Source organism: Kribbella sp. NBC_01505, from assembly GCF_045040285.1.
GTDB lineage: Bacteria > Actinomycetota > Actinomycetes > Propionibacteriales > Kribbellaceae > Kribbella.
Genome location: NZ_CP109425.1, coordinates 9,674,678 through 9,694,564 on the forward strand (window position 1 = coordinate 9,674,678; position 19,887 = coordinate 9,694,564).

Sequence of the window (19,887 nt, forward strand, 5' to 3'; positions counted from 1 at the left end):
GAACCGGTCGGTTACAGCCGTTCGCGCGCCGCGGTCACTTGGTTCAGGATCGCCGGGGCGTCTTGGGCAAGCTCCGTGGCCTCGATGAGGAGGGCCTCGGCGTCGTCCCGCCGGCCCTGGTCGATGGCGAGATGGATCAGGCCGACGAGGTTCGCGGCCACGCCGTCGGTGAAGCCGAGCGCGCGGCGAAGCTCGGTGGACTCTCCCAGCAGCTGACCCGCCTCCTCCGCGAGACCGGCCCGGTGAGCAGCGATGCCGAGGTGCCTGAGCGCGTACGACAAGATCAGCCCGTCCCCGGTCTGCCGGGCAAGCTCGGCCGACAACTCCAGCGCGGCCAGCGCCAGCTCAGTCTCATCGCGGACGACCTGATGGAAACAACCGATCCAGAACCAAGCCTCCGCGCGGCCCCGATCATCCTCGAGCCCCTCGTACAACTCGAGCGAGCGCCGAAACAGCTCCAACTCATGCGGATCCTCCTGCTCACGCCCGTCCAGGAACCGCGCATGCAGAAGCTTCCCCCTGGCCAACACCAACTCGGCCTCAACCGCATCCAGCTCCCGCTCCGCACCGGCCAGCCCCGTCAGGTCCCCCTGAAAGATCGCCCGCTCGTACTGGTCACACGCCCGCCCCACACGCTCATCCATCCCCACAACGTAGTAGCCCCCAAGCTCAGCACCCGGCCGACCACCATTCCCCAGGTGTACCGCCGAACTGATAGTCGTCCGCCTGAAGGGCGGCCCGCGCCCGCCACCACGCTGCCCGACTTCACAGCACCCCTAGTACTACCTGTTCTTCGGTACGCCTTGGCACCGCACGGACATGCACCAAGGGTGGAGCAGTCGCGAGGCACGCCTTCCCCACCCAGCAACCAAAGCCCGTCAACCCAAACAACGGACACCCGATCACCGGCCCCTTCTCGGCCCCCAACCAAAGTCCGTCGACCCCAGGCAACGGAAACGCGGTCACCGGCCCTCCCTCCCGAACCGCAACCAAAGCCCAGGCGACGCGAAGTTGGTCGCCGGCCATGCCTTGCCGACCACAACCCAAGCCCGTCAGCAACCGGAACCTCGGTCGCGGCCTCCCCAGCCACCGCGGCGACCAGCCATGCTGTCTTCAGATCGGCCGGACGCGGCGAGCAACCACAAACCCGCGTCCCCGGCCGAGTCCTTTCGGCCTGCACCCAGTCGAACCGCCAAGAGCAGCCGACAAAGACAGCCGCGGCTAGCCAGTCCGGTGGCTGAACCGGATAGCGAGCGCGGACCTGTGCCACTGACCAACTCACTCCAGCAAAGGCTTTCGGGCGGCGGTTGAGCGTGGCGAGCTGGATGCCGCGGAGGTTGATCAGTGGTGGCGGTCCGCAAGAGAGGTAGACCAGGCCCACGACGCGTCGCCTCGGCTAATCGCGCCGATTCAGACCGAGGGGTGACGCGCCAACCGGTGGATTCTGGGACCCGGTGACGAAATCCGAACGTCGCGGGCGGCACCGCCCGGTGGGACGGCTCACCTACTAACCGGCGCCCCTTCCCGAACAGCAACCGAAACCAAAACCCGCCAACCCCAAGCAACGGAGAGCCGATCGCGGTCCTCTTCTCGGCCCGCAACCAAAGCCCGGAAGCCCCAGGCAACGGAAACCCGGTCGCGGCCCCGCCACCCACCTCAGCCACCGCGGCGGCCGGCCATGCTGTCTTTCAGATCGGCCGGACGCGGCGAGCAACCACAACGCCCGTCCCCGGCCGAGTCCTTTCGGCCTGCACCCCGTCTCAACCACCAAAGACAGCCACCAAAGAAGCGGCGAGCCAGGTCTCCGGCTGAGCTGGAACACGCGGGCGGACCTGTGCCACTGACCAACTCACTCCGGCGAGGGTTTCCGGGCGGCGGTTGAGCGTGGCGAGGTGGACCCAGCGGAGGTTGGTCAGTGGTGGCGGTCCGCGAGACGGCTGGACCACGGCAGCGAGGCGTCGTTCAGGCGGCTGCGCAGGCGCAGGGTGCCGCGCTATCCGGTGGATTTTGGGGCACCAGCGACGAAAGTCCACCGGCTAACGAACGCGGGCAAGCGAAAGCGCGCAGGGAGATCGGGGCAGCTGCTGGTGGCCTGCGCTCTTGAACCGCAACCAAAGCCCGGAATCCCCAGGCAACGGAGCCTCGGTCGCGGCCTCGCCATCCGCCTCAGCCGCCGCGGCGGCCCGCCGTGCTGTCTTTCAGATCGGCCGGACGCGGCGAGCCACCACCAACCCACGCCCCCGGCCGAGTCCTTTCGGTCTGCGCCCCGCCCGACAGCCAAGGCCAGCCGACTGAAACGCACGGCGCGCAGAGCAGATGGCTAAGGGGGATGGCGAGCACGGCGACCGCGCGCGTCCGTTGCCTGGGGCTGACGGGCTACGGCTGAGGAGCTTGATGTGCGGGAGTCGGTAACTTTTGGTCGCTATATAAGAAGAAATCACCGACCAACGCACCACGCCGGCCCATGCCTCGCGGATGAACGCGAGTCCAGCTGCCGATCGCCTCTTCCCGAACAGCACCCAGAGCCCGTCAACCCCAGGCAACGGAGAACGTGGTCACCGCTCCTCCCTACCGGACCGCAACCAAAGCCCGGAAGCCCAGGCGACGCGAAGTTGGTCACCGGCCCTGCCTTGCCGGACCGCAACCCAGGCCCGGAAGCGCGAAGCCCAGGCGACGCGAAGTTGGTCACCGGCCTGCCTTGCCGGACCGCGACCAAAGCCCGTCAGCCGTCAGCGACCGGAACCTCGGTCGCGGCCTCGCCATCCGGCTCAGCCACCGCGGCGGCCAGCCATGCTGTCTTTCAGATCGGCCGGACGCGGCGAGCAACCACAAACCCACGACACCGGCCGAGTCCTGTCGGTCTGCACCCCGCCCAACCACCAACGCCAGCCAACTGAAACGCACAGCGAGCAGAGCGCATGGCTGAGCCAGATGGCCAGCCCCGCGACCGCGATCCCGTCGCCTGGAGCTGACGGGCTGACGGGCTGTGGCTTGGGTACGTGAAGTGGGCGCTAGCCGGAAGCTCTTCGGCGCCATCTGACGAAAAGCCCCGATCAACACGACCACCGACACCTGACTTAGCTGCGGTTGGGTGTGGGCAAGTTGAACGGGCAACCAGCCCACACCAACAGCCCACACTTCCTTTGTATATAAGGGGTTCTGAGCTCGAAAACTGTCGGTGGCCATGTCTATGCTTATGGGTATGGAGATCTTGGCGATGCCACCGGTGTACACGCAGAGCGGCAGCGAACTGCTGTCGACTCTCGACACCCTGATGGCCACCGCCGCCCTGGTCGAAACCCTGAAACTGCAAACCATGGGCCGCCTCGACGAAATCGGCACCGCCCAAGAACTCGGCGCCCGCGACACCACCGAACTCCTCGCCCAGCGCTACCGGCTCGTCCCCGCCGACGTCCGCAAAGACCTCACCTTCGCCAAGAACCTCCCCAAATACTCCGCCGTCGCCGACGCACTGCCAGACCCCGCCGACCCATCGAAGTCGGACCTGTCGGAGTCGTCGGGGTCGGCGGAGTCGGCGGTCCTGGCGCCGGACTCGGCCAAGGTCATCGTGTCCACGTTGGAGAAGGCGCCGGCGACGGTGCCGGTCGAGGTCCTGGACGTCGCCGAACGCGAGATGATCCGGGCTGCCGAGCACACCAACACCCGCGAACTCATCAAGTTCGGCCGCGACGTCCTCGCCCGCCTCGACACCGACGGCCCCGAACCCGCCGAAGACGAAGCCCACAAGCAACGGTCACTGCGGCTGCGGGATGTTGAGGGCGGGGTGAAGATCACCGGGTTCCTGCCCGGCGCCGCCGGGGAACAAGTCAAGACCCAGATCCACACCCTCGCCAAACCCCACAAAACCATCGACGGCGAACGCGACCCCCGCACCCTGGAACAACGCCAAGCCGACGCGCTGATCGGGATCTCGGATGCTGCAGCAGGCAACCCCGACCACCCCGGCGTACCACACCTCACCGTCACCATCGACTTCAACGACCTCAAAAACGCCCTCTCCAACATCCCAGACGCCTTCAACAGCGCGGCCAGTGCGAACGATGGATCGGGCGGGACCGGCGCCACGGGTGGATCGGGTGCATCATCGGGTGGGGTGGGTGAGTTGGTGTTCGGCGGGAACCTGTCCGCCGGCGCCGTCCGGCTGCTGGCCTGTGACGCCGCGATTTTGCCGATCGTGCTCGGTGGCGATTCGCAGCCGCTGGATGTCGGCACCGAACAACGCTTCGTCAACCGCTACATCCGGCGGGCATTGAACAAGCGCGACAAGGGCTGCGTGGTGTGTAAGGCACCACCGTGGATGTGCCATGCCCACCACGTCATCCATTGGGTCGACGGAGGACCGACCAGCCTGCAGAATCTTGCCCTGGTGTGTTCTGCGCACCACCGGGCGGTTCACAAGAACCAATGGACCATCACCATCACCGGCGGTGTCGTCCACGTCACCAGGCCGAGCTGGGCGGATCCGCCACCGCCAGATCCTGTCGCGCTTGCTGCCATGGCTGCGTGGATCACCCCTGCCCGCGACACCGACGCCGACGCCCACAGCACCGCGAACAGCGCCAACGCCGGTGGGGACAGCGACGGTGGGTCCAGTAGCGGCAGGGCAGGTCCGGGCATCGGCGGTGACAGCGGGGTTGATGCCGACGGGGCGAGTGCCGGTACGGGCGATGCCAGCCGTGCCGGCGAGTCCAGCACGCCTAGTGCCAGCAGGGCTCGTGTCGACGCGGGCGAGGACGGCGGGACCTGTTTCAGCTGGGGCGATGGCGGCAGCAATCCGACATACGAACGGCCGACCCGGCTCCCCGCCGCCAGCACCCAGCCCAACGCCGCACTCATCGCCCGCCGCGAAGCCTTCCGCGAACGGCTCCTCTCACTCACACCCGGCTACACAGACCCCTGGGCAACCGACGACAACCCAGCAGCCGGACCGTAGGCCGACCCACTGCTGGTGGCTCGCGGCCACGACCGCGCGCACGCCCCGACTCGAAACGGCAGCCGGCGCTCGTGGATCACCAACCACAGCGCCGGATCAGCTGTGCGCCCACACGATCCCAGGCCCGCGACCACCGCCCGGGGATGTCCGTCCGCCGCATGATCCCCGGCCAGCAGCCGCTGCTCGCGACGGCCGTGCACCTCAGGATCTCCGGATCCCAGCTGCTGCCGGCGACGGCCGTGCACCGCAGGATCCCTGGATGCCAGCTACTGCTGGCAATGGCCGCGCGCCGCAGGATCCCCGGCTGGCAATCGCAGCACCCTAGTGAGCCGCGCACCGCATGACCGGGGGCCTCCGAACCCGGCGCCGGTTTGCCGGGTGCCACACACAGCGTCGGTTTGCCGGGCGCCACACACAGCGTCGGTTTGCCGGGTGCCACACACAGCGTCGGTTTGCCGGGCGCCACACGCGGCGTCGGTTTGCCGGATGCCACGCGATCCGGGTGCCGGGTCGGCGTGCGTCCTACGATCCCGGACTGGCACCACGGCGCTGAATGAACCGCAGCGCACGATGAAGGTTGGCAACCGCCAACCGGTCGGCTGGGGTGACGGATTGGCGGCCACGCACTGTGTCAACCGCACCGCACGACTAAGGCTGGCAACCGACAGCCGGTCGGCTCAGGTGACGGGCTGGCAGGCACGGCACCGTCTCGGACGCACCGGAGAATCGAGGTCGGCACTCGCAGCCTACCGAGCATGGTGACTGGGAGTCTGGTGGCGCAGCATACGAGCGCCATACACCGGATTGCTCGACCGCGCGCCTGATGGCCCTGGGTCGCAACAGGAGCCCGCTTACTCATACGACGGTGGAGTTGGTCGCGAGGGAGCTGGTTGCGCGCGGCAACTAGTCACCTCAGCTGCCGGATCGCTTGGCGACGCGTCTTGGTCGGGCAGCGCGGTGACCCGCTACGTCCTGCGTGGCTGGCCGGGTTGAAGTCTGGCTGTGAGATGAGATGCCGGTGCTTTCCCAGTCGTCCGGTAGGTGCCGGATGCGAGGTCCACGGACGTTTACTGCCGCTCTGTGGCAGTGCGGTTCCGTGGATGTCCGGTTCGGGCTGGTTGGTTGCGGCCGGGCGGGGTGTGCGGTCGTTGTTCGCCGCCGCGGCCGTTGGAGCGACAGGTGGCTGGCGCATGCGGTGGCCGGGGTGGATGGCGAGGCGGTGATCGCGTTGCCCCAGCTTCTGGGCTTCGGTCGCGGTTGCGGTTGCGGTTGCGGTTGCGGTCGGCGAGGTCGGTGATCGCGTGAGCGGTGCCTAGGCCCCGGTCGAAGCTGCGGTTGCGGTTGGCGAGGGCGGTGGTCTGGGTGGTGTCGGTTGCGGGAAGCACGGATGTTGCTGCAGCTGTGGCAGGGAGGCTCTGGGAAGCGGCAGGCGACTGTGATGGGTTCGCCGGCAGGCGTCCTCGCGATTGGCTGCCTACAGAGGACCGGATGAGTGATCACGGCTCGTCGCCGGCGGGCGGCGGTCACCGGGCTGGAGTAGCTGACAGGTGTCCTTGTTGCTAGCGGCAACTACAGTTCGGCAACTGGGAGCAGCGGATGTGTGGCCGCCGGGCTCGCCATCCGGTCAGCTACGGCGGTGGTGGGGTTAGGCGCCGGTGTCTATGAAGCCGTGGTGGGCTATTTCGATGGTTTCGGTGAGGACGTCGGCGGGGCCTTTGGTGAAGGTGGGGCCGGTCCAGCGGACGGGGATGACGTCGATGAGGCCCCAGCGGGCTACTACGGTGCCGTCGGTGGTCATGGCGGTGATCTGGCCGGTACGGCGCTGGACGCCGGCGGCCAGGCCGGAGATCCATTTGGCTACGCGTTCGGTTTCCTTGGTCAGGGGGCGGGTCAGTTTGATGTTCGGGAACTTCAGGCGGGACGGGATCTGCATCATGTAGGCGTTGTTGCCGCCTTCGTTGCGTTGCTCGATCACGACCTCGACGCCGAGTCCTTCGCAGCTGGTGAACAGCCCGAGGTCCAGTTCGTCGACCTGCACCATGAAGCGGACGCCGACGGCCGGCGTCAGGTCGGTTCCACTCATTGGGTCACCACATCCGATCCATCAGGGTGCCTGTTCGGTCCCGGTCGACGACCAGTTCGGCGCGGAGGCGGCGGGCGATCGGTTCGTACAGTCGTGTGGCCAGGCCGTCGACGTCGGCGGCGGAGAGCGCTCCCCCGGTTGCTGCGGGCGTTCCCGCGGCGGGCGCCGTACTGGGTGCTGCGGCCGAGGCTGGTGGGGGCGTGGACGGGGCCGAGGCGGCGCCGTCGTTGGCGCTGACGCTTTGGACCACGTTGCCTTCGACCAGACCGCCCGCCGCGGCAGACCCCGCAGCGGGCGGCCTGGCCACCGCCGGTGAGCGCCCGGCGTCACCGGCCGGGCTGCCGACGGTGGTCATGTTTTCCTGCGGTGCGACGGAGAGGGTTGGCAGGCTGGACAGGCCCGCTGTGGAGGCGTTCCCGCGAGGGCTGGGGGCCGAAGCAGAGGGGCCGCTGTAGCTGGTGCCGGAGGGGCCTGCGCTGTCGACCGAGTGGGGCGGGAGGTAGGTGATCGGCTGGGCGGGAGTTGCGCCGTCGCCGCCGGCCGGGGGTGACAGCATCTCGCTGACGTCGGAGCTGAGAGCGCGCTCTCCGAGCAGGGGCACGGTGGCTCCGGAACGGCCGGCGATGTCTTGGAAGGCGCCGGTGACGACCGGCGGTACCGGAAGCATTTGGTTGCTTCCGGCAAGCGATCTGGCGAGTGCCATGGACGGTGCAGCGGCCGGTACGGCGGATGCGGCGGCTGCTGCGCTGGAACCGGGGATGGCCACCTCGGTGGAACCGGCGGCGGCTAGGTCCGCGGCCGAGGCCGTGGCGGACGGGCCGGATGGGGAGGCGACCGGTAGTGCTTGGGACGGGAGCGGTCCGGCGAGCGGGGCCCCGAGGCCGGCCCGGCGGCGGGAGAGACCGGCAGGCGCCCCTGCCGGAGCCGCCGGGCCGGCCGATTGAGAGGCCACCGGCAGACCGGCAGCGGTGGTGCCGGGAGCAATCGCCTCGAGAGCCTGGGCCACCTCGGCGGAACCAGAGCCCGGGCTGGTCATCGGCGCGAGGGTGGGGAGCAGGTTCTGGAGGGTTGGGACGGTGAGGGCGCGCCGGGCGTCGGCGGGGAGGGCTGCGGTGACCTGGCTCGATCCCGGAGCGGCGAGGCGTGCCAACGGCATCGAGGCTGCCGCACCAGGTGTGCCGAGGAGCGCTGAGGCGGCGGCCGCCGTACCGGAGCTGGCGTTTGCGGCCGGGTTTGAGCTGCCTTGAAGTGCGGAGGCGAGGGCGGGAGCTGCACCGAGGGACGGTGCAGAACTGGCCGTTGCGGCTCGGCCGCCGGCGAGGACCTCGGCGAACGTTGGCTCATTCATGAGTGCTGCAAGGGCTGGGCGTGCTAGAGGTAGCTGTCCGTCGGACACGGCGGAGCCGGCCGATCCCACGCTGCCAAGCAGTGCGCCCGCCGCGGATGCCGCCCCGCCGAGGCCGGACCCGCCGCCGAGACTCGGCCCACCACCGAGGCTGGGTCCGCCACCGAGGCTGGGCCCGCCGCCAGTGCCGGGCGTGGAGCCAGACGCAAGCCCGGAGGCAGCCGTGACGACCGCGCCAATATTCGGCCCGAACCCGAGGCCCGAACCCGATCCCGAGCCCGAGCTCGAGCTCGAGCCGGAACCGGAGCTCGAGCTGGAACCGGAGCTGGAGCTGGAGCCGACAACTGAACCAACGCCAGAACCGAGGCCTGGACCTGAGCCGAGAAGGGGCGCTCCCCCAGAACCTGGTCCGGAACCAGAGCCGATGGCCGCCTCGGCTCCGGCACCGAGGCCCGGACCTGAACCGAGAAGGGGCCCTACGCCAGAACCCGAACCGACCACCGCCCCGACACCGGCGCCAGAGCCTGAGCCTGAGCCCGCGAGTGCGCCAACCCCTGAGCCGAGGGCTGCGCCAGAGCCGGCCCCATCACCGGAACCCGAGCCCGAGCCCGAGCCGGAACCCGAGCCGGAGGCAGAGCCGAGGAGCGCTGCAGCGGCTGACCCGATGCCTGGGCCTGAACCGAGGAGGGGCCCAGCGCCGGAACCGAGGGCGGAGCCAGAGCCGCTGCCGCCCCCACTGCCTGAGCCCGGTGCTGCACCCCCAGACCCACCGGCAGAACGGTTCCCACCAAACGCCTTGCGGACTGCTTGGATGACGCGACCAATGGGACCGACAGCCGCCGGAGCCTCGCCGGTTCCCCCATCCTCACCAGTCAGCGCACCAGGGAGCGAGCTGTGCGAGCGGACGTCCAGAGCCGAGTCCCCGCCGTACATGCGGGGCGCTCCAGTGCTAACCAGGTCGGACAACAAACCGCTAGGACCAGCGGGGTCCAGCTGGTGCGCCATGTCGCCCGTGAACGCAGGCGAGCGCCAGGACGAGATCCAGTCACCACTCGGCGGGCGCAAGGTCGACGGGGTGCCCTCGGCTAGCTGGCCGATCATCAGTCCCCCTCGGTGATGCGGCGGTTGATCTTGGAGATCTCAGTGACGAACGCCTGGCGTTGCGGGTGTTCGAGATCGAGGATGTCGTCCAGGCGCCAGTGGAAGTGATAGGCGACGTACGCGATCTCCTCCTGCAGGCGGCCGGTCGCGTACGTCAGGATTCCCCCAGGCGGCCACCGGCGATGTCGACGGCGAACTGCTGCTCGCACGACGGGCAGGTGACGGCGGCCCGGGTGTGGCCTTCGGAGTTGATCCGGCGGTAGAGGTCCTGGAGGAACGCGACGTCGGAGGCGAACATGTTCTCCACCAGCTGGGCGTCGATCCGCGAGACGTCGCCGAGGCGGGTGATCACGCGGGCCAGCAGGACGACCGTGGTGAAGGCCGGGTTCTCCTGGACGCGTGCGTCGTACAAGGGCAGCAGCTCGTCGCGAGCCGTTGCCAGGCGCATCGTTCCGGACTTGTGGACGACGCCGTCCGCGTCGACGTAACCGCGCGGGAGCTCGAAGTCGAACTCGGTGCGCAGCGTCGGCGCGGGGCTGACCGCCGCCGGGGCGGGCGCGGACTCCGAGGGAGCCGCGTCCGCCACCAGCGTCGTGTTGTGGGCGCGACGCATCACGCGTACTCCATCTCGTCCCAGCACACGGTGAACTTCTCGGTCAGCGCTTCGGTCGAGCCGGCCTTCAACGTGCCGCCGAGCTCGACGTCCTTGATCCAGCAGTTGCGGAAGTTCAGGCGCTTCAGCGGCGAGCCGTCCGAGGTGTAGATGCAGACCTCGGCGGTCTTCCGGGCGCCCTTGATGTCGCCCTGCATGACGGACTTCAGCCAGTCGGTGACGGTCTTGGAGTCGGTCAGGCCACGGGTGACGCTGAACTGCCCGACCTTGCTGCGGCCCATCACCTGACGGGCGACGAACTTGCCGTCCTTGGCCTGTTCGGAGTACGTGATCATGTCGACCTCGGCCTTCAGGCCCGAGACCTCCATGACGTAGGGCACCTCGACCCCGTCGATCGAGACACTGAAGGAATATGCGGTCGCCATGTCCATGGCGTCTGCGAGCGGCATGAGAATCTCCCTGTCTGGTTAGGTGGTTACTCGTTCACCAGGCTGGTGCCGCCGGAGAACTGGGACAGCTGGAACACGACGAACTCGGCCGGCTTCACCGGCGCGATGCCGATCTGGCAGGTCACCTGACCGGCGTCGATCGCCTCGGCCGGGTTGGTCTCCCGGTCGCACTTCACGTAGAACGCCTCGTCCGGGGTGAGCCCGAACAACGCGCCCTTGCGCCACTCGTTGACCAGGAAGGCGCTGATGGTACGGCGGACGCGCGCCCACAGCGCGTCGTCGTTCGGCTCGAACACCACCCACTGGGTGCCGTTGAGGATCGACTCCTCCATGTAGTTGAAGAGCCGGCGGACGTTGATGTAGCGCCAGGCCGGGTCCGAGGAGAGCGTGCGCGCGCCCCAGATCCGGATGCCGCGGCCCGGGAACGACCGCAGCGCGTTCACCCCGACCGGGTTCAGCAGGTCGTGCTCGGCCTTGGTGATCGTGGTCTCGAGCGCGATCGCGCCGCGGACGACCTCGTTCGCCGGGGCCTTGTGGACACCGCGGGACTCGTCGGTGCGGGCCCAGATACCGGCCGCGTGACCGGACGGCGGGACGAGGATGTTGCGGCCCGACGCCGGGTCGAAGGTCTTCGCCCAGGGCCAGTACAGAGCGGCGTACCGGGAGTCGTAGCCGGCCTGGTTCATCCGCCAGTCCTTGACCTGCTGGGCGTTCAGCCCGGGCGGCGTGTCGATGATCGCCATCCGGTTGCCCATCAGCTCGCAGTGCGTGATGACGGCCTGCTGGACCGAGTGCACGGTCTCCAGGTCGATCGCGCCGCGCTGGTAGGCGCTCATCAGATCCGGTACGGCGACGATCGTGACGTCGTCGATCGCTTCCAGGCTGGAGAATCCGGTCCGGTCGGCCACGTCACCGACGTAGTCGGCGGCACCGACGCCCTCACCGGTCGCGTCCGCCGACGGCGGGGCCACCAGCGACTTCTTGCCCTTGGCAACGGGCTCGAGGGCGGCCGACTGGGCGAGCTCCTCGACCTTGACCAGCTTGGACTTGGCGTTCACGACAGTGGCGACGTTGTTCGCCTTGTCGGCACGCCGGTCCGGGACGACCGGGTCGTACTCCTCGGTCGGACGGCCGTTGGCGCGCACGGTCAGCTTGATCGAACCCTCGGGCGCGTTCTCGGTCCCGCTGTCGGCGACCTCGACGGTGACATCGGGGTTCTTGCCGTTCGCGCTCTCGATCGCGGTCACCTTGTAGTGGCCGAGGGTGGTCTGCGGCGCACCGGCCGGCAGCTCCTTGGGCGCCTGGCCGTTGCCGGCCGACTCGCCACCGATCCGGATGATGTACGCCGCCGAGCCGCCGTTCTGGATGTAGCCGAAGACGGCGTGGGCCAGGTACGACCCCTCGACGAAATCACCGAAGGTCTGGGTGAACTGCGTCCAGTTGGTGATGAGCGTCGGGGTGTTCAGCGGACCCTTCTCGGCGAAGCCGACGAACGCGGCGACCGCGGTACCGACGCCTTCGATCGGCCGCTGCCCGGCCTCCACCTCCTCGACGTAGACACCGGGCGACAGGTAGGTCGGCATTTTCACTCCTTCGAGCTGGTCTGGTCTCGCCCCTAAGGGTTCCCGTCCGGGGCTCTGCGCGGTACGTCCGCGCGGACGAGGCCGGGGGCAGTCCGCCGTGCACAATCGGGCAGTCAGAGCGTGAACATGTCGTTGCCGAAGGCCTCGTGGTGGAGGTGGTTGCAGTAGAGCTTGTTCGGCTCCGGCGTGGCCGCGGCGTTCTCGTCGAGGCCGGCCTGCTTCGCGGCCTCGCGGATCTTCGCCAGCGTGTCCCGCCACGGCGGGTAGACCTTGTCCCGGAGGTTGCTGAACGCGCCCTCCATCTCGATCACACTCGGCTTGCCGAACCAGTCGTCGCGCCGGGCCAGCTCCTTCTGGATGATCCAGAACTGCGCCCCCTGCGCCGCCTCGAACCCGGTCAGCGCCTGCTTGTGCCCGTCGATCGCGACCTTCGCGGTCGCCTTCGCCACCTCGGCCGTCTCCTGCTCGGACTGCTCCTTGGTGGGCGGGCCGCTGGCCGCCAGCGCGTCCGGCCCGCCGACCGCGACCCGCTGGTTGATCAGGTACGCCCGCCCGGCCAGCTCCCGGCGCCGGTCCGACAGCCGGACCATCATCTCGCCGAACGCGCCTTCGCTGAACTCGTTGCGCTTCGCGAGCATGTCGGTCGCCAGCTTGTCGAGTTTCGTCGTGGTCGTGGTGACGAGTTCGAGCGCTTCCTTGTTCTTCCCGGTGCCCTCCAGCGCCATCACCGGCGCCACCGCGTCGTCCTCGACCAGCTTCCCGAAGCCGGCCTTCTCCGCGCTGAGCTCCCCCGGCCATTCGTAGATCGCGCCGCCGTCGGTCCGCCCGACACCGCGCACGATCGAAGCCAGGTACGTCGGTGCGTCGTCGACGCCGTCGCCGTAGTGCGCGATCAAGCGGGCGATCTGTTTGTGGTCGTTGCCGGCGGCCACGATCTGCGACCGCAACGACATCCAGCCGGACCGGTCCCGCGGCCGGGACACCGGACGGCCCCAGCCGGTCGGGTCCTGGGCCGCGCCGTAGATCCGGTCGAAGTCGGAGTCGGCCAGCTTCATGCCGACCACCTCGGTCTTCTCCTCGGCCGGTTTCGAGGCACCGGTCACCAGGGCCGCGGTCGAGGCGATCGGGCTCTTGCTGAAGCCTTCGGCGAACTTCTTCGCGGTCGCACCGAGATCGGTGTCCGAGGTGGTCCGGCTCAGATCGCCGGTGGCCGATCCGCCCGGGTCGATCGTCGTACTGACCGCTGTCTTCTCGGAGTGCCCGATCTTGACCAGGCCCGCGACGTCGAGCTCGGCACCGCCGCCGGCCTTACCGGTGTTGGTCTCGGTCGTGCCCTTCGCATCCTTGGTGGTCGTTGTCTCGAAGCCGCTGAGGTTGGAGATGCCGAGGCTGACCCCGGCGACGCCCGCGGTCGTCGTCACACTGTTGTCGGTGCTGGTGGTCGCGGTGTCGCTGGCGGTCAGACCCGGGTGCGCGGTGGCGTAGGCGCGCAGGCTCTCGATCGTCAGCCGGCCGGAGATCTCCGAGAAGTGCTGCGCGTATGCCGGATCCTTCTGGTCCAGCTCGAACGTCACGGAGTCGGCCTGCTTGCCGGACCTCGTCCCGCTGACGCCCATCGAGGCTGCTCCGGCGGACACTGAGCCGGCACCCGTCTCGCTGTCGGTTTCCGTCTCCGCGGTCGTGATGCTGATCTTGTCGCCCTTGCGGGACACGCTGCGCTTGAGGCTCGTGCCCTTCTTGCCGGACACGCTGAGCTTGCCGCCGAACCCGCCGCCACTCGCGCCGGCGTCGGCACCACCCTCGACGCCGGCCGACAACTCGAACGACGCGCTGCCCCCGTCGTCCAGCTGCGACGCGGCCGAGGGTGACAGCGCCGAGCTCAGGCCGGTCATCAGCGCCTTCGCGGCGTCCAGCTTGTTCTCCGAGACCAGCTTGATGATCTGCAGTTCCTTCTCGGAGCCCGCGGTCTTGGCGTCGACCGCGCCGAGGTAGCGCTTCGTCTGGTCCTCGGTGTAGATGTGGACGAAGGTCGCCGTACCGGAGAGGCTGGCGCCGGCGGTCGCACCGAAGGAGGTCTTGATGCCGGTCTTGGCCGACTCCTTCTCCTCACTCTCGGCGCCGCCCAGCTTGCCGCCGAGGTTGATCGTCATCGTGAGCTGGTAGCGCGGCGGCTCGCCCTCCACCTTGGCGACGTCGAGCAGGAACTTCCCGTCCAGGCCGGCCGTCCTGGTGGACTTGACCCCGTCCTTCTCCTTGGTCGACGACGTGCCGTAGTTCCCGGTCGCGCCGACACCGTCCGGCCCCGCGATCAGACCGCCGCCCTTGCTGGTCTTGTTCTCCAGACCGTCCACGGTCGTCGAGCTGCTCGAGTTCACGCCGACCTGACCGCCACCACGGGTGACACCGAAGGTGTTCTTGCTCGCCGTCTTGTCGTCCTTGACCTCGGTGCTCTTGGTGTAGCCGCCGGTCCCGAGCGTCTGCGACGTCGAGGAACTGCTCGAGGTTGTCACCCCGGCCTCGGTCGTCGACGAACTGGACGACTGCTCACCCCAGCTCTTGGTGATCCCGCCGGGACCGATCGACGTCCCGCTCGTCTTCGACTTGCTGCTGGTGTCGAGCGTGCCCTCCGCGGTCTTGCTCGTCGTCGCCGTCGTGTCGGAGTTCTTGCTCGACCATCCGGACGAGTCGATCGTGCTCGTCGAAGAAACAGTCCGCGTGCTCGAGACGCCGTCCGCCACACTCGTCGTGACCGACCCAGGCTTCGTCGTGACAATGCCATCCGGTCCGAGCTGCGTGCTGCCCGGAGTCGCCTCGGTCTGCGATGCCACCCCGGCGGTCGCGCCTCGCCGTACCAGCAGGTTGTTGAGTTGCTGCGGACTGACGGCGACGTCGTCGAGCATCAACAGATCCTGATTCGCCTGCACCAGGTCCTTGAACAGCTGATCCCGCGTCGCGGTCAGCGCGGCCCGGTCGTTGATGCCCTTCTCGGTGAGATCGCCGGCGGCATCGAGCTCATCCAGCTTCAGCAACGCCTCGTTGTGCGCGTCGTACGTCACCTGCAGCACCTTGGCGCCATCCAGCAGCTTGGGCCGCAACACCTCAACCTGCTGCCGGCTGTCAGCCACCGCCAGGTTCCCGGCCCCCACATCCGGCGCCGCTCCCTCCGGCCCCGCCGGCCGCGCCACCGGCCCGACGTTCGCGTCCGCGTAGTCGTTCTCCACTCCCGGAGCATCGCCGTCCCCCCTCCCCACCGGAACGCCCGTCCGGCCGCAACCAAGGGAACCACCCCCTGCACCTAAGGGCAGCTCACCCAGGTTCGCCGTACCGCTGGGGCCGGACGTTGATGCTCTCGGTGTGCTCTTCCGGACGTGCCCGCTCACCCGTGCGCGTCAGGTCGGCGAGGTCAACCATGTAGACCTCCTCCCCGACCAGAACCGCAAACAACTCTGGCGTAGAGACGCCCCGCACCACACCAGTACGACCGGCGATCCCCGCACCCACCGTCGCAGCCGACCGCCCGATCCGGACGACGTCGTAGAACTCCAATGCCACCTTCTCGTTCATCTCCTATCTCCTTCAGATCCGGCCGAGCCCGATTCGGCGGCGACGTCCAGCAAGAGGCGAGTCAGCGCCGGGTCGGGGTGGTCAGTCAGGTGAGCGCCGAGCACGGACATCGCAATCGGCCGAACCGAGCACGGCTCCTCGTCCCATTCAACTCCCCGCACGAATTCGATCACCTGCGGCAGGTACTCAGCCGTCAGACCCCAGTAGGAGCAGAGGCTTTTCAAAGCGATCCGAGCCAGGTCCGGATCTCCTGGCGACTGCAGAAACCCAGCGACCAGTTCACGGTGCCGAACCGCTTGGGCCCGCCCCAGAATGTGGATAAGGGAATAGGCGCTGCCAGGCATCGCGTCGTCGCGCAATGCACCGGCGACCGCATCCACCTCGGCTTCCGACAACGCCGGCCCCCACTTCGCCCGCGCCAACCACCCATCGACGTCAACCCGCACATGTCCCCGCCGCCGCGGCCGGCCCATCTTGGTCAATCCTCGACTGCGGCTGCGGGCAGCCGACCTAGCCGCGCGACGTAGACCCAGTTCGGGCACCAGGCGTTAGCCTCCGTCAGTCGCTCCTCGAGGACTTCATACGCCAGACCGGCCACCTGCGCGACGAATGACGCAGCAGCAGAGTGCGGGCGGTGGAGTTTGAAGCCGCGCATCAGCTCGTGGTCCAGGTTGGCGACGAAGATGCCTGGCCGGACGATCTCGGTCGTCCCGTCGCTGCAAGCACCCCACTGATCGTCGTCCGTCCACCAGGACGTGACGGACACCATCCGGACCAGGTGATTCGGGGCCGGCGACTGTCGGTCGATGCGGTCCAGCAGACCGAGCGCGGAGCTGATCAGCTCCCGGTTGACCTCGGCCACAGGCAAATCCGCCGCGAAGTCGAGTTGGGTGTGGCGGGTGAACAGCGGATCGTTCTCATACACGGCGACGTCGGCAAACCGCTCCAGATCCACGTCCAGCAACCGCTCCGGCATCGCTACAGCACGCCATTGATCACTCGGCACCGACTGAAGCGGCGGCACGATCAGCCCGATCTCCTCAGGCGCCTCCCCACGCTCCACCGCCCGCTGGGCCCGCCGCCCGTTCCGATGAGCCTCCTGCTCCGCCATATCCACCTGCACAAATTCTCCTTAGGCCGCGTGCTCACCGACCGCCAGCGGAAGTTAACGGGTATCCAGAATGAAGAGATAGTAGTAGTCCGCCAGCTCCGCCATTCGGACTTCTACGGCACGGTCTCGAAGTTGACGCCAGCGCAGTTCGCCGCGAGGACCGCCTGGCGGACATCATCAGCGACGATGAGGCGGGTGACATCCTTGGGTAGCCGGAACACACGATGCCGAGCGGCCAAGCGTGGTGAGATGACCGGTTTCACGATCACGCGGCCGCCTGCCGCATACACAGTCTGATCAGGGTCAAGCACGTCTGGGTCACTCACGAGGTGAAGCGCCGAGTACTCGTACAGCCTGCCCTCACTGTTCATGACACGCACAGACAACCACTGCAGTTCCTTAACCAGCGCTAGCGGAGGCCGGGTGGTAGGCGGCCCAGCTTGGTGAATTCGTGCTCGATCGCGATGAGCAGGTCGTCGGTGGTGACCGCGCGGGCTTCGGCGGCTGCGTAGTAGGCGGCTGTTACTGCTGCGGAGCGGATGTCGCCGCCGGCCAGTTCGAAGCGGGCGGGGATGGTGAGGTCGAGGGCTGGGTCTCGGGGGACGTTGCGGCCGAGGCAGCGGTCCCAGAGGACGAGGCGTTCGGGTTCTTCCGGTTGGGGGAAGTGGATGATGAGGTCGAGGCGGCGGCTGAAGGCTTCGTCGAGGTTGGCGCGGAGGTTGGTGGTGAGGATGGCGAGGCCGTCGAAGGACTCCATGCGCTGCAGGAGGTAGGCGACCTCTACGTTGGCGTAGCGGTCCTTGGCGTCCGACACCTCGGAGCGTTTCCCGAAGATGGCGTCGGCCTCGTCGAAGAGCAGGATGCCGTTGACGCCGGTGGCTTCGGTGAAGATGCGTTCGAGGTTCTTCTCGGTCTCGCCGATGTATTTGTCGATGACGGTGGCCAGGTCGACGACGTACAGGTCGACGCCCAGTTCGGCGGCGATGACTTCGGCCGAGAGGGTTTTGCCCGTTCCGGATTCGCCGGTGAACAAGGCGGAGACGCCGGCGCCGCGACCGCCGCCGGGGCGCATGCCCCAGCCGCGGATGACCTGCTCGCGATGGCGGGCGCGGATCGCCAGTTCACGCAGGCGGGTCAGCTGTTCGTCGGGGAGGACGAGGTCGTCCCAGGAGACGGCCGGCTGGATGCGGCGGGACAGTCGCTCGAGGCCGGCGCTGTTCTGGGCACGCGCACCTGCTCGCAGTACGGCGCCTGTCACGAGTACGCCGTCGACCTCGGCACGCGTGGTCGCGGCCTCGGCGGTGCGGACGATCTGGTCGACGCCGAGCCGGAAGGTCGTGGTCTCGGCGGCTGCGTCCAGGTCGGGCGCTGCCGTGGGCAACAACGCGTGCCAAAGCGTGCTCCGCTGCGACTCCGTCAGCACCGGCGGATCGAGGGTCGCCGGAACAACCTGAGCCCAGTTCGGATCCCAGGTCGCAATACCGGTCAGAACGGTGTGGACGGGTGCCGCCGCGAGGGCCCGCAGTACGTCGGCCGGTACGGATTCGACCGGCCCGGCCAGGATCCCGGACGACCGCAGTCGCGCCTGGCGGGCCGCCGTACGGGCGAAGACGATCGGGTCGATGCCCTTGGAGAGCTTGGTCAGGTCGAGAGCGAGCACGCCGAGATCGAGTTTCGCGAACGCCGCCGCGGCCAGGCCGGGCCCCGCGCTGCCGGGTCGGTCGCGCAGGTAGACCGGCCGGCCCGGCTGCAGGCCGCGAACGATCCGCTCCTCGAGTTCGCCGTACACGACCAGTGGCGGCGGCACGGTGACGTCGAGCAGCGCCGGCTCGGTCGCATAACCGCCGACCAGGTACGCCGTCACCGCATCCGGCACGCGCAAGGGCCGACCGAGGAACGGCCGGGTCGGCGACTCGATCTCGATCAACCCGCCCGCCAGCAGGGGCGCGGACACGTCGAATCGTCCACGTGCCAACGGATCTACCGCCGGCACACCGAGCAGGTCGAACACCAGGCGGGCAGTCGCGCGGCGCTGGGAGACGTCGTCGTTCAGGTACCCGTACAGCTGCTCGAACCGCGCATCGAGATCAGGAGCGATGACAGTCAGCAGGATCTCGGTATCGAGCTCGCTCAGCTCGAACGCGTGCACGAGCCGCCGCAGCCGCGGTGTCGACCCGTCGACTTCGGCAGCGTCGGCCGCCGCCTCGACCGCGGCCAGCCGTTCGGTCAGGTCCGGCGGTTCGGTCGGGCGCCCGGCCAGGATCCCGTCGATCACGGCCGGGCTGAGGTAGAGACCGCGGAAGCCGTCGTCCGGCGCCGGGTCGGTACGACGGCGCAGCTCCACCAGAACGCGGACCCGATCCTCGACGAGGCTCAGCCGACCGAGCAGGTGCCGAAGGTGGGAGCTCATCCGCGCGCAGCCCGCTTGCGGCCCACACGTTTCCGCTCGTCCACCGGCGGCTTGACCTCGGACGGCTTGATCTCGGGTTGGGCGGCGTCGCGGTCCGACAGGTCGACCTGCAGCGGCGCGACGATCGCGGGCCCGGCGTCCTTCGAGCGACCGGCCTCGATCGGCAGCGACAGCACGACATCGATCGACGGCCGCAACTCACCACCGAGCGCGGACCAGACATCGGCGAACGACCGGTCGTCCTCAGGCGGCAGCCCGACCGCCAGCCCGACCGGAGAAGGTGCCATCGGCAACAAATCGGGCGGAACCAGGTCGTGGACCAGCAGCGTGTCCAGCAACTGCCCGAGCAGCCGGTGCTCGTCCTCGGCCCGCTGCCCCCACACACTGAGCAGGTAGAACAGCCGGAAGATCCGCGGCGGCGTCTGCCGCGCGACCACTCGGCCGTCGTCCCCGAACCGCGGCACCAGGCCGCTCGACCGGCGCCGGGTGTCCTCACGGATGTCGTACAGGAACAGGTTCACCGCCGGCCCGTTGCGTTTGGCCGCCCACTCCTTGGTCGGCGGATCGAACACGACCTGCACCCGGGAGGCGTCGAGCAGCTCGCGGCGCAGTAACGCGGCGAGGGCGGCATCGGCTTCGGAGATCACCGTGCCACGGTAAAGTCGCCGACACCG

At 68.6% G+C, this 19,887-nt stretch carries 15 protein-coding genes; 1 reads left to right on the top strand and 14 read right to left on the bottom strand.

Annotated features, from left to right (window positions below; genetic code table 11):
- Window positions 1-11: 11 nt before the first annotated feature.
- A complete protein-coding gene (locus OG474_RS44980) occupies window positions 12-644 on the bottom strand; it encodes a tetratricopeptide repeat protein (protein ID WP_405059837.1) in 633 nt (210 codons plus the stop codon).
- Window positions 645-3,202: 2,558 nt separating this feature from the next.
- On the opposite strand from OG474_RS44980, the gene OG474_RS44985 reads away from it, so the two are divergent.
- The gene (locus tag OG474_RS44985) at window positions 3,203-4,954 is read left to right on the top strand and encodes a DUF222 domain-containing protein (protein WP_405059838.1); all 1,752 of its coding nucleotides are present in this window, start codon (window positions 3,203-3,205) and stop codon (window positions 4,952-4,954) included.
- 1,645 nt (window positions 4,955-6,599) lie between these two features.
- On the opposite strand, the gene OG474_RS44990 is transcribed toward OG474_RS44985, so the two are convergent.
- From OG474_RS44990 to OG474_RS45050, 13 genes are all read right to left on the bottom strand, one after another.
- On the bottom strand, window positions 6,600-7,037 hold the full coding sequence (locus OG474_RS44990) for a phage tail protein (protein ID WP_405059839.1): 438 nt from the start codon (window positions 7,035-7,037) through the stop codon (window positions 6,600-6,602).
- Window positions 7,038-7,041: 4 nt separating this feature from the next.
- The gene (locus tag OG474_RS44995) at window positions 7,042-8,385 is read right to left on the bottom strand and encodes a hypothetical protein (RefSeq protein ID WP_405059840.1); all 1,344 of its coding nucleotides are present in this window, start codon (window positions 8,383-8,385) and stop codon (window positions 7,042-7,044) included.
- Between the two features lie 1,097 nt (window positions 8,386-9,482).
- Window positions 9,483-9,692 (bottom strand): DUF6760 family protein, encoded by a 210-nt coding sequence (locus OG474_RS45000; protein WP_405059841.1) that lies wholly within the window; start codon window positions 9,690-9,692, stop codon window positions 9,483-9,485.
- Window positions 9,638-10,096 (bottom strand): hypothetical protein, encoded by a 459-nt coding sequence (locus OG474_RS45005; protein WP_405064681.1) that lies wholly within the window; start codon window positions 10,094-10,096, stop codon window positions 9,638-9,640. The genes OG474_RS45000 and OG474_RS45005 overlap by 55 nt, the downstream gene beginning before the upstream one ends.
- Complete coding sequence (locus tag OG474_RS45010; RefSeq protein ID WP_405059842.1) at window positions 10,096-10,545, bottom strand: phage tail protein; 450 nt, start codon at window positions 10,543-10,545, stop codon at window positions 10,096-10,098. Before OG474_RS45010 ends, OG474_RS45005 begins: the two co-directional genes overlap by 1 nt.
- Before the next feature lie 26 nt (window positions 10,546-10,571).
- On the bottom strand, window positions 10,572-12,128 hold the full coding sequence (locus OG474_RS45015) for a phage tail sheath family protein (protein ID WP_405059843.1): 1,557 nt from the start codon (window positions 12,126-12,128) through the stop codon (window positions 10,572-10,574).
- 113 nt (window positions 12,129-12,241) lie between these two features.
- Entirely contained in the window at window positions 12,242-15,349 is a 3,108-nt protein-coding gene (locus tag OG474_RS45020; RefSeq protein ID WP_405059844.1) for a hypothetical protein, read from the bottom strand.
- An 85-nt stretch (window positions 15,350-15,434) separates the two neighbouring features.
- Entirely contained in the window at window positions 15,435-15,692 is a 258-nt protein-coding gene (locus tag OG474_RS45025; RefSeq protein ID WP_405059845.1) for a hypothetical protein, read from the bottom strand.
- Window positions 15,689-16,087, bottom strand: a complete 399-nt coding sequence (locus OG474_RS45030; RefSeq protein ID WP_405059846.1) for a hypothetical protein — start codon at window positions 16,085-16,087, stop codon at window positions 15,689-15,691. Before OG474_RS45030 ends, OG474_RS45025 begins: the two co-directional genes overlap by 4 nt.
- 83 nt (window positions 16,088-16,170) lie before the next feature.
- Window positions 16,171-16,815, bottom strand: a complete 645-nt coding sequence (locus OG474_RS45035; RefSeq protein WP_405059847.1) for a hypothetical protein — start codon at window positions 16,813-16,815, stop codon at window positions 16,171-16,173.
- 101 nt (window positions 16,816-16,916) lie between these two features.
- Entirely contained in the window at window positions 16,917-17,114 is a 198-nt protein-coding gene (locus OG474_RS45040; protein ID WP_405059848.1) for a hypothetical protein, read from the bottom strand.
- A gap of 98 nt (window positions 17,115-17,212) precedes the next feature.
- Window positions 17,213-19,213, bottom strand: a complete 2,001-nt coding sequence (locus OG474_RS45045; protein ID WP_405059849.1) for an ATP-binding protein — start codon at window positions 19,211-19,213, stop codon at window positions 17,213-17,215.
- Window positions 19,210-19,860, bottom strand: a complete 651-nt coding sequence (locus OG474_RS45050) for a DUF4255 domain-containing protein (RefSeq protein ID WP_405059850.1) — start codon at window positions 19,858-19,860, stop codon at window positions 19,210-19,212. The genes OG474_RS45045 and OG474_RS45050 overlap by 4 nt, the downstream gene beginning before the upstream one ends.
- Window positions 19,861-19,887 lie beyond the last annotated feature (27 nt).